This window comes from Pseudomonas sp. NPDC087817, assembly GCF_044742875.1.
Classification (GTDB): Bacteria; Pseudomonadota; Gammaproteobacteria; order Pseudomonadales; family Pseudomonadaceae; genus Aquipseudomonas.
The window spans coordinates 64,867-74,616 of sequence record NZ_JBIUVJ010000016.1 but is presented as its reverse complement, the minus strand read 5'-3'; the positions used below and the strand labels follow the sequence as shown (position 1 = coordinate 74,616).

At 57.7% G+C, this 9,750-nt stretch carries 10 protein-coding genes; 6 read left to right on the top strand and 4 right to left on the bottom strand.

The features are described 5' to 3' along the window. The first annotated feature begins 559 nt into the window (after positions 1 to 559). The 3 genes from ACIONG_RS13985 to ACIONG_RS13975 are packed head-to-tail and all read left to right on the top strand — an operon-like array spanning position 560 to position 3,184. The gene (locus ACIONG_RS13985; protein WP_401300216.1) at positions 560 to 1,546 is read left to right on the top strand and encodes an ABC transporter substrate-binding protein; all 987 of its coding nucleotides are present in this window, start codon (positions 560 to 562) and stop codon (positions 1,544 to 1,546) included. Positions 1,547 to 1,556: 10 nt separating this feature from the next. After that, the gene (locus ACIONG_RS13980) at positions 1,557 to 2,360 is read left to right on the top strand and encodes an ABC transporter permease (RefSeq protein ID WP_401300213.1); all 804 of its coding nucleotides are present in this window, start codon (positions 1,557 to 1,559) and stop codon (positions 2,358 to 2,360) included. Then, a complete protein-coding gene (locus ACIONG_RS13975; RefSeq protein WP_103303656.1) occupies positions 2,348 to 3,184 on the top strand; it encodes an ABC transporter ATP-binding protein in 837 nt (278 codons plus the stop codon). Before ACIONG_RS13980 ends, ACIONG_RS13975 begins: the two co-directional genes overlap by 13 nt. A gap of 74 nt (positions 3,185 to 3,258) precedes the next feature. Here the strand turns inward: ACIONG_RS13975 and ACIONG_RS13970 are convergent, their stop codons facing one another. The 3 genes from ACIONG_RS13970 to ACIONG_RS13960 form a co-directional block, all read right to left on the bottom strand. Then, the gene (locus ACIONG_RS13970; protein WP_401300210.1) at positions 3,259 to 4,179 is read right to left on the bottom strand and encodes a hypothetical protein; all 921 of its coding nucleotides are present in this window, start codon (positions 4,177 to 4,179) and stop codon (positions 3,259 to 3,261) included. 75 nt (positions 4,180 to 4,254) lie between these two features. Then, positions 4,255 to 5,334 (bottom strand): endonuclease/exonuclease/phosphatase family protein, encoded by a 1,080-nt coding sequence (locus ACIONG_RS13965; protein ID WP_401300207.1) that lies wholly within the window; start codon positions 5,332 to 5,334, stop codon positions 4,255 to 4,257. A 75-nt stretch (positions 5,335 to 5,409) separates the two neighbouring features. Further along, the gene (locus ACIONG_RS13960) at positions 5,410 to 6,084 is read right to left on the bottom strand and encodes a YciC family protein (RefSeq protein ID WP_401300204.1); all 675 of its coding nucleotides are present in this window, start codon (positions 6,082 to 6,084) and stop codon (positions 5,410 to 5,412) included. A 177-nt stretch (positions 6,085 to 6,261) separates the two neighbouring features. On the opposite strand from ACIONG_RS13960, the gene ACIONG_RS13955 reads away from it, so the two are divergent. The 3 genes from ACIONG_RS13955 to ACIONG_RS13945 all read left to right on the top strand — a co-directional run bounded on the left by ACIONG_RS13955 (position 6,262) and on the right by ACIONG_RS13945 (position 8,388). Next, the gene (locus tag ACIONG_RS13955; RefSeq protein WP_401300249.1) at positions 6,262 to 7,005 is read left to right on the top strand and encodes a DUF2076 domain-containing protein; all 744 of its coding nucleotides are present in this window, start codon (positions 6,262 to 6,264) and stop codon (positions 7,003 to 7,005) included. A gap of 261 nt (positions 7,006 to 7,266) precedes the next feature. Beyond that, a complete protein-coding gene (locus tag ACIONG_RS13950; RefSeq protein ID WP_007949802.1) occupies positions 7,267 to 7,746 on the top strand; it encodes an NYN domain-containing protein in 480 nt (159 codons plus the stop codon). Positions 7,747 to 7,782: 36 nt separating this feature from the next. Then, positions 7,783 to 8,388, top strand: a complete 606-nt coding sequence (locus ACIONG_RS13945; RefSeq protein ID WP_401300201.1) for a PolC-type DNA polymerase III — start codon at positions 7,783 to 7,785, stop codon at positions 8,386 to 8,388. Between the two features lie 121 nt (positions 8,389 to 8,509). Here the strand turns inward: ACIONG_RS13945 and ACIONG_RS13940 are convergent, their stop codons facing one another. Next, positions 8,510 to 9,727, bottom strand: coding sequence for a hypothetical protein (locus ACIONG_RS13940; protein WP_401300198.1), 1,218 nt, complete (start codon positions 9,725 to 9,727; stop codon positions 8,510 to 8,512). Between the last annotated feature and the right edge of the window lie 23 nt (positions 9,728 to 9,750).

Sequence of the window (9,750 nt, the reverse complement as noted above, 5' to 3'; positions counted from 1 at the left end):
AGCGAGCCTGCTCGCGATAGCGGGGGGGCAGGCAGCAAAGATATCGACTGACCTGACGCCATCGCTGGCAAGCCAGCTCCCACAGGTTTCAGTGGTGTTCTCAAATTCCGGGTACAACAGAGATCCCTGTAGGAGCGAGCCTGCTCGCGATAGCGGGGGGGCAGGCAGCAAAGATATCGACTGACCTGACGCCATCGCTGGCAAGCCAGCTCCCACAGGTTTCAGTGGTATGCACATATTCCGGGTATAACCGAGATCCCCTGTGGGAGCTGGCTTGCCAGCGATGGCATTCTTTCTGTCACAGAAAGCCCCCGACTTGCACCGCCCTTGAACATCCGCGCAAGCCTCGCTCTTTTGCGGTGCGCACTAAGCAGTTTTTTCATTGTTCGCAGCCAACAATTTCCTGATTTTCCTCACCGCGCACATGGGCCACCATCGATCTCGCCAGCCCAAGTGGTTCACGCCAGAGTCCAGCAGAGACCGCAGTGTGCATTCACAGCATTTGGCGCTGGCCGTACTGCCCATGACAAAACTAAATCAACAGCGTCGGGAGTGCTCCATGATCAAGTCCTTGTGTATTCGTCTCGCTCATCCTCTGGCAATCACCGCTCTGGCCGCCACAGTCGCCACCAGCGCCGAGGCCGGCACCCTGTCCATCGGCCACACCACGTGGGTCGGCTACGGCACGCTTTATCTGGCTCAGGACCTGGGCTATTTCAAGGAAAACGGCCTGACCGTCGAATTACCCGTGGTCGAAGAGGCCTCGATGTACATGGCCGCGCAGGCCTCCGGGCAACTGTCCGGCTCGGCGTCGACCATCGATGAAGTGCTCAAGTACCGCCCGCAATTCTGCTTCAAGGCTGTCGCGGCGCTGGATGACAGCCATGGCGGCGACGGCGTGCTGGTCGGCAAGGATGTGCAGAGCCTGCAAGAACTCAAGGGCAAATCCGTGGCGGTGAACGAAGGCTCCACTTCGCAGTTCTGGCTCTCGTACCTGCTGAAGAAGAACGGCATGAAAATGAGCGACATCACCGTGCAGAACATGACCGCTGACGATGCCGCCACCGCGTTCATCGCCGGTCGCGTGCCGGCGGCGGTGACCTGGGAACCGCATCTGTCGATGGTGCGCGACAAGCAGCAAGGCAAGGTGTTGATCGACAGCAGCACCACGCCCGGGGTGATCGTCGATGTGGTAGCGCTCAACTGCAGCGTCATCGAAAAACAGCCGGAAGACGTCAAGGCCCTGGTCGCCGGTTTGTACAAAGCCGTGCAGTACACCAAGGATCATCCGGAAGATGCTTACAAGATCATGGCCAAAGGCGTTGGCGGTTATCTGTCCGATCCGAAGGAGCTGGCGGCTGCGGCGCAGGGCGTGCGCTTCTACGATCAGGCCATGAGCGAAAAACTCCTCGGCTCGCCGGGCCAGCCGGGTGACAGCGCCGCGTTGATCAAACTGGCCAACGAAACCGCCAGCGAGTTGCAGGGCAAACCCTACAACGTCAGCCATGACGATCTGGTCGACAACCGATTCGTCAGCCCGCTCTAGGAGGTTTGCAATGTTCAAGCGCAATTCGTGGCTGAGCCGCAGCCTCACGCCGAAAACCGCTTTGCCAGTACCCGTGGTGTGGAGCGCCAGCGGTCTGGCCTGGATCTTGTTGGTTGGCCTGTGGGCCGGGTTGTCCTATGGCGGCATCGTGCCGGGAATGTTCCTGCCAACGCCGGGCGCGGTGGTTGAAGCGGCCGTGCGTTTGAGCCGCGACGGCACCCTCGGCACGCATGTTTGGGCCAGCGTCGAAGTGGTGATGGTCGGCTTCATTGTGTCGTCGCTGGTGGCGGTGCCGCTGGGATTGCTGATGGGCAGCTTCCGCATCGTCCAGGCGTTTCTGGAACCGCTGGTGAACTTCATTCGCTATCTGCCGGTGACCTCGTTCGTGCCGCTGTTCATCCTGTGGATCGGCATCGGTCTGGAGCAGCGCGTATCAGTGATTATCTTCGGCGTGTTCTTCCAGCAACTGGTGATGATTGCCGATGTGTCGAAAGGCATTTCCAAGGATTTGATCAACGCCTCCTACACGTTAGGTTCCAACCGCCGCGATGCGGTGTTGCACGTGATCGCCCCAGCGTCGGTGCCCGGCGTGCTCGATACCTTGCGGGTGACCATGGGCTGGGCCTGGACCTATCTGGTGGTGGCCGAGCTGGTCGCGGCCTCCAGCGGCCTCGGTTATTTGAGCCTGAAAGCCATGCGCGGCTTTCAGGTTGACGTGATTTTCCTCGCCATCGCGATCATCGGCCTGCTCGGTCTGGTCACCGATCAACTGTTCCGCTTTCTCCGCTTGAGGGTTGCCGCATGGGCTCAGTGACTGCTGCCAATCATCGCTTTATCGAGCCGCTCGCGGCACCGGCGCAAGCCGCGCCACGCTTGCAGGTGGACAAGGTCAGCCTGCGTTACAAGAGGCCCGATGGCGGAACGTTTACCGCGCTGGAAGAGGTGTCGTTCGAGGTGCCGGATCAGCAATTCGCCGTGCTGGTCGGGCCGTCGGGTTGCGGCAAGTCGAGCCTGTTGTACCTGACTGCCGGCCTGGCTGAACCAACGTCCGGCGAGATCTACGTCGGTGGCCAGCAAGTGCAAGGTCCCGGCGCGGATCGCGGCATGGTCTTTCAGAGCTATACGTTGTTCCCGTGGCTGACGGTGCGCCAGAACGTCGAGTTCGGCCTCAAGCGTCGTGGCCTGCCGGCGGCGCGGCGCAAGGAGATTGTCGATTATTACGTCAACGAAGTCGGCCTCACCGGGTTCGCCGACAATTACGCCAAACAGCTCTCGGGCGGGATGATGCAGCGTGTCGCCATTGCTCGGGCGCTGGCCAATGATCCGCAGATTTTGCTGATGGACGAACCGTTCGGTGCGCTGGATAGCCAGACGCGTTTGCAGATGCAGCAACTGTTGCTGCGGGTGTGGGGCAACAGCAAGAAAACCGTGCTGTTCGTTACCCATGACATCGACGAAGCGATTCTGCTTGGCGACCGGGTCTATGTGATGGGCGCGAAACCGGGGCGGATCAAACAGATTCTCGATGTACCGATCGAGCGGCCACGCTCACTGGACATGGTTATGGAGCGCTCGTTCATCGACATGAAACGGCAGATCTTCGGGCTGCTGCATGATGATCTGGAAGAAGTGCACTGATGCGCTGATACCACCTCTGTGGGAGCAAGCTCACTCCCACAGAGGTATGTGTGCGGGCTGTTGGCGAGGTCAGTTCACGGCAAGGCAAACACGGTTTTGACCCATCCCTGCAGGGTGTATTTCTGGTAGACGTGTTCAGGCACGTCGACATACGGATCCGTAATGAACCGCTCCGGAATCACCGGGTTGGCCTCATCGATGACCAGAATGTTCGTCGGGTTGTAAAAGTCGTAGTCGACCACGCTCTTGTTGGTGGTGATGACTTTCTTCCGTGAGGCCATGGCCTCGAAGAAACGGAAGCTCAACCCGGCCTGACCGGGCTTGGCAATGTCGAGAATGATCCGCGAGCGCTTGACCAGTTCACCCACCGACTCCAGCGACATTCTCTGCTCGAAAAAAGTGATGCCCGGATGCGCGCCCGAGACCGGTTTGCACTGGACCAGAAACTTGTAATCGGTGACTCCGAGGCGATCGAACTCCTGCGCCAGCCCTTCAAGTGCCGGCACCCGATCCTTGCCCGCCATCACCACAAACGCCGAGTATTCACCGGGCTCGCCGTCGGCGATGTAGTCGTCGTAGATGAAGTTGTAGAGTTTTTTCAGGCCGTAGCTTTCGGCATTCTCCGGGTCGAAGGAAAACACCTCGTCGTAACCGGCAAGCGCTTCGCGGGTCATCGGCCAGCGACTGAAACTGTCGTAGAGGTAAGCGATCTTGCGCTCGCTGGCATTGAGGGCAGCGGTCAGTTGCTTGGGTTCGATTTGCGCCGGATTGATGATCAACCCGACGTCAAAGTGCGCCGATGCACCGAGGCTCTTCTTGAACTGGCGCAACTGCGCCCAGCGCTTCAGAGGGCGGCGGAGGATCTTCGGGGCTCGATCAAAACGGTTGGACAGCGACGATGTATCGATGAAGCACACATCGTTGTCACGTTTCAGGTAGTCGGCCAGTTTGCCGGCGTAACCGCCGATGTCCTTGCACACCAGTAAGATTTTCATGCGAGTTCCATTTCTTCAATTCGGGGCTGACGCCATGTTCGGTGGGGCTGACTGGCAGTTTGCTCACGCCGGTTGCTAGGGCGCGACGGGGAGCAGGAAGCGGGCAATCACCGGCAAATGATCGGAGATACGCAGCGTATCGTCCTGACGGACCGTTGCCTGGATCCGTTTGATCTTCGGGCTGTAGAACAGATAGTCGACCGTACGATCCGGGCCGTTGAGGCCGGGGTCGTTGGGGTAGTGGGTCAACCACTGTGCACGGTCGATGCCGCTGGCTTCGTTGTTGGTCGGGATCATCGGGTATTTGTCCCACAGCAGGTGCAGCTCGCTGTCGGCGGAGTACGGCCTGCGCTGTTCGGCAGGCAAGCGACGATATTGGCCAAGCGGCAACAGATTGAAATCGCCACCGATCAGCCACGGCAAGCCCTGGCTTTCATACTTGTCGAGCACCTTGGCCACGGCGGCCACTTGCGCCTGCAAGGTGTCGTCCGGTTGGCTGGCGCGCTCCAGATGGGTGTTGAATACGGTGAGTTGCCCGCCGTCGCTGAGCGGCAGTTTGGTCGCCAGCAGCGCATCTTTCGGCTGGAACTGGCGACTGATGAAATTGATTGATGCCACTGGCAATTGCAGGCGTTCGGCATGCTCGATGCGGTAGCGGCTGAGCGTCGCCAGTTGTCGGCCAACGCTGCCGAAGATGTGTGGTTCAGGGACGAAGTCGGCTTTCCAGTCAAACGCACTGGCGCTGCACGGATACAGATCGGCCACGCGTTCCTGCAACAATTTGAGCTGGTCCTGATAGTCGCTGGCCTTGGCACCGTCATCCAGTTCCTGCAACAACACCACATCGGGCTGTTCGTCGCGGATCACCCGTGCCACTTCATCAAGGCTGAAGGCCATGTCTTCCAGCGTTGGTGCTTCGTCGTCGCCTTGGGCCTGGTCGTTCCAGAACACGTAACGCTTGCCCGCCAGGTACTGCACGTTCCAGGTCATGACTTTCAGCGCTTGCCCGGGCACCAGCGTCGGCGGCGTTCCGGTACAGCTGACCGGCAGGGTTTCCCGGGCGTCGGGGCGCCAGGTCAGGCCAAAGATCAGCCCGCCGATCAGCGCGATGGCGAGCACAACAAGGAGCAGGGTGTAGCGCAGCAGGCGGGTCATGGCTCGGCTTATAGCGTTACAGAAAGTGGCCCCGAGCATACCCGAGTGCGCCGCCGTCGCCCAAGGCCAAAACCGTCAGACCGATCTGTCGCGCTTGTCGGGCAGTTCACTGATCAGCATGAACAGACGGAACAGCACCACGCTGGTGAACAGTTGCAGGAAACTGTGGGCACTGTCGATCAGTACGGCAAGTGCCGGGTTCTGCGGGTCGGGATAGACCTGCAGGGTCAAGCCCTTGAGCAGCCACAGCGGTCCCATCACACAGAGAATGCACAGCAGGATCCGCCAGAAATGCCCACGGGTCAGGCGCAGGCTTTCCTTCATCGCGTGCAATGGATTGAGGCCACGCAGCACCAGCAGGTATTCGCCGAAAGCCAGCATCACCATCAGGATCAGCCCCGGCAGGAAGTAAAGCGAAAGCCCCAGCAGAATCAGCAACGTGTTGAGCGCCGTGAGCAGGGCGAAACGCGGCCACAACCGGGCAGACATCGCCAGCAGGTCGAGGGTGCGCGGGGCTTCGCCACGGGTGCGGGCGTCGAGAAACAGGATCAGCGCGGCGGTGTACAACGGATAGACCAGCAGCCCGACAATGATGCTGTAAGCCGAGAAACTGTCCGGATCGCTGGAGCGGTCGACCACTTGTTGCAGCAATGCTTCGACGATCACCAGCGGCAGGCACAACTGCACGATGCTGGCCAAATGGCGTTTGAAAAAATACAGAGAGTCGCGCAGCACTTCTAAGGCATTCATCAGTCGGTATCGCAGGTCGAAAACAGTGGCTCACTTTAACCGATGATGCGCGGGGCGACACAAACGTAAACATTCGGTAAAGGTCGTTGAAACATCCTGTCACTGTCTCCATTACAGGAGAGCACCTTGTCCACAGTGGGCGAGGGCAACGTTATCCCGGCAATCTACGAGGTCGCCATGAACAGCGAAGAGCAAACCCTGATCGATGGACTGTTTTCCCGGCTGCAACAAGCCGAAACGGAGGCAGCCCCGCGTGACGCCCAGGCCGAGTCGCGGATCAAGGAACACCTGACACGCCAGCCGGCCGCAGGTTATTTCATGACCCAGGCGATTCTGGTGCAAGAGGCGGCGCTCAAAAGCCTCGACGAGCAGAACAAGCAACTGACCCAGCAGGTCCAGCGTCTGCAGGCCGAACTGCAATCGGCCAAGGCGCAAAGTGCGGCACCGGCACCAAGCGGCGGCGGTGGTTTCCTGTCGAGCATCTTTGGTGGCAGCCCGCGTCCGGCGCCGACCCAGAGCGCCGCCCCGTCGTCCACTGGCGGCTGGCGCGAACCAGCGCCGCAGCAGAATTTTGGTAATCCGGCCCCGCAACAGAATTTCGGCGCACCGCCACCGAACTACGCGCAGCAAGCGGCCCCGGCAGCGGGCAGCAGCTTCCTCGGTGGCGCATTGAAAACCGCTGCGGGTGTGGCGGGCGGCGTGATGCTGGCGCAAGGTATCAGCAGCCTGTTCCACCACAACCAGCAGCCGGAAGAAATTGTTGAGGTAATCAAGGAAGAGCCGGCGCAGGTGGCTGACCAGAGCAACAACGACTGGGGCAACGATCAGCGCATGGCAGGCAATGACCAAGGCGGATTTACCGATACCGACTACAGCGATGACAACTCATCGTTCTTCGATGACGACGATTCCTTTGTCTGACCCCCACATTTCTCAGCTTTGATACCAGACCTGTGGTGAGGGGATTCATCCCCGATGGGCAGCGCAACGACCCCAGAAATGGGACTGCTGCGCAGTCCGTCGGGGATAAATCCCCTCACCACATTCACCATTCGTCGGTAGCACTTCGGCGCCTGCCGGTGTTTATTCGCTGAAACTTCCTCATGGCTGGCATACTGGGCGCCTTTTTCGGGCCAGGCGCCTGATCCCGCTTCGGGCGCTTGCGCGCTCACAGGAACTCCGGTGAAAAAAATCGCAGTGTTCGCCGACGTACAGAACCTCTATTACACCGTGCGTCAGGCCTATGGTTGCCATTTCAACTACGCCGCGCTGTGGGCCGACATCAGCAAGGACGGGCAGATCGTCGAGGCCTACGCCTACGCGATCGACCGTGGTGACAGCAAGCAGCAGCAGTTTCAGCAGATTCTGCGCAACCTCGGTTTCACCGTGAAGCTCAAGCCGTACATCCAGCGCAGCGACGGCTCGGCCAAGGGCGACTGGGACGTGGGCATCACCCTCGACATCATGGACGCCGCCGACCATGTCGACGAAATCGTCCTGGCCTCCGGTGACGGTGACTTCGACATGCTGCTCGAACGCATCATCAGCAAGCACGGCGTGCAAGCCGTAGCCTATGGCGTGCCGGGCCTGACCGCCAACTCGCTGATCCGCGCCGCCAGCCGTTATGTGCCGATCGAAGGCGCGCTGCTGCTGAAGAACTAAGCGACTACTCAAGAATTGAACGGAGTTAAACCCGGTTTGGAACGCATTGCAGTCATCGACTTTGAAACCACCGGCCTCTCGCCGAACAGCAGCTGTCGCGCCACGGAAATCGCCGTGGTCATGCTGGAAAACGGCCGCATCGTCGAGCGTTACCAAAGCCTGATGAACGCCGGCGTGCGCGTCCCGGCCTTCATCGAACAACTGACCGGCATCAGCAACGCCATGCTGCGCACCGCGCCGTCGGCCGAGAAGGTGATGGAAGAGGTCAACGAATTCGTCGGCTGCACGCCACTGGTCGCGCACAACGCCTCGTTCGACCAGAAGTTCTGGGATTTCGAACTGGGGCGGATCAAGCGCACGCGGTTGCAGAACTTCGCCTGCTCACTGCTGCTGGCCCGCCGCTTGATGCCGGCCGCGCCAAACCACAAACTCGGCACCCTCACCACGTTCGCGCGATTGCCGCATACCGGCCAGGCTCACCGGGCCATGGCCGATGCCGAGATGGCGGCCAACCTGATGGCGCATCTGGCTGAAGAGTTGCGCAGCAAGCACGGCGTGCACGAGCTGTCGCACGACTTGTTGTGCAAATTGCAGAAAGTGCCAGCGTCAAAGGTGGGGGAGCACCTTCAGCGCTTTCGCTAACTCGGAGTAAAAATTATCCGTGTACTTTGCTAGATTATTTAGATGATCTTTCGATGTGCGAAACAGTTGGTCAATTATTAAAGTTGTTTGTTTTATTGGCTTTAAATAGCTTCCGACTTGTTCAGGTTTCTTTCTGCTGCTTGTTGAGTGATGAAGCGGTAGGACGTTCATCAACTTTTGTTTTGTGATGTTCTCTTTGTGTGTATCTGTCGGCTATTGAGTCGAAAAGGTTCTGAAAGTCGCCAAGAATGCCGTCGAGCAAAAGCTCCGCATTTTCTAGCGTATTTTCACGATCGGCGGTGTCGGCAAGATTTCTGTCGACTAACCTTGAAAGTTCTTTTTCCAGACTTCTTCGCTCTATCAGAGTAATCAATCGTTCTAACCGCTTAGCATTCCGGATCATGATGAAAGGGTCGTCAGTCTTGTGGGTCGCACGCCAATCGCTTTTTAGTACATAATCCCAATTGATGTCGGGTGTTACTTCCTCGCCTGTCAGGATGTTGATGCCATAGACCTCATTGATTATCTCATCGCCCTCATAAGGTACATTTATAGTTCCGCAGTAGATTCCGAAGAGTTCAATGCTAATCAGTGCTTTTCTCTTCAAGGGGCAGGCGAGCAAAAATATGGTGTGTGTATCAGGCTCATTAGCAATTACTTCGAATTCCGGTATCCAGTAGAACGTATCTGGGGGTAAAGGAATGTTATCGATGAGTTCTTTTGTGTGGAAGTCCGAAAGATTAGTTACGTACTCTCGAAGGAGCGGGTGCGCACCGACTTTGTGATGCTCCGCGAAAAGAGAAGCCATGACAAAAATCGCAGGAAAAATATTGTTTTCGCTCATGTTTAGGTCATATCCCATTGGATGCTCCGGATAAGACTCAACAATTGTTGCATTTGCAAGGGCGGAAGGAATATCCAAGTCGATATCTGGGTGTAACTTTTGGATGCGCTTTAAATGGTTTTCATAATCTTGGGAGTCTCTGGAGTGGAAGTTGTAAAGAATGCCTTCAGGCGTTTCGGTTTTTTCGAATGCTGGTTTTGTGGCTCTAAAAGGAGTTGCGAAATTCGTATAATATTTGTCGCCATTAGTGTCTGTCATTATTGTATTTGGCGGAGATGAGCCATCCTCTCGCAGTCCACCTAAGGAAGCCATTATCGGGTTGAAAAGCTTGATGATTCTCAGGTCTACTCGCTTATTGAGTATATCGTTTGCTGTTCGGTTTATTAGACCTTTAGGCTTTAGAGTTCCGCCAAGTGCGAGGGGAATGATATGAGCGAAAGAGTCGGTTTCTGGAGTAAGTCTTTCTTGAGTGATAAGGCACTTTTTGGCATCCATTGCTCTTTTTCCATATTCCAATA

Excerpts from the sequence above, each read along its gene's own strand:
- ACIONG_RS13975 (WP_103303656.1), top strand. The coding sequence starts at position 2,348 with ATGGGCTCAGTGACTGCTGCCAATCATCGCTTTATCGAGCCGCTCGCG.
- ACIONG_RS13955 (WP_401300249.1), top strand. The coding sequence starts at position 6,262 with ATGAACAGCGAAGAGCAAACCCTGATCGATGGACTGTTTTCCCGGCTG.
- ACIONG_RS13980 (WP_401300213.1), top strand. The coding sequence starts at position 1,557 with ATGTTCAAGCGCAATTCGTGGCTGAGCCGCAGCCTCACGCCGAAAACC.
- ACIONG_RS13940 (WP_401300198.1), bottom strand. The coding sequence starts at position 9,727 with ATGGATGCCAAAAAGTGCCTTATCACTCAAGAAAGACTTACTCCAGAA.
- ACIONG_RS13965 (WP_401300207.1), bottom strand. The coding sequence starts at position 5,334 with ATGACCCGCCTGCTGCGCTACACCCTGCTCCTTGTTGTGCTCGCCATC.
- ACIONG_RS13960 (WP_401300204.1), bottom strand. The coding sequence starts at position 6,084 with ATGAATGCCTTAGAAGTGCTGCGCGACTCTCTGTATTTTTTCAAACGC.
- ACIONG_RS13985 (WP_401300216.1), top strand. The coding sequence starts at position 560 with ATGATCAAGTCCTTGTGTATTCGTCTCGCTCATCCTCTGGCAATCACC.
- ACIONG_RS13970 (WP_401300210.1), bottom strand. The coding sequence starts at position 4,179 with ATGAAAATCTTACTGGTGTGCAAGGACATCGGCGGTTACGCCGGCAAA.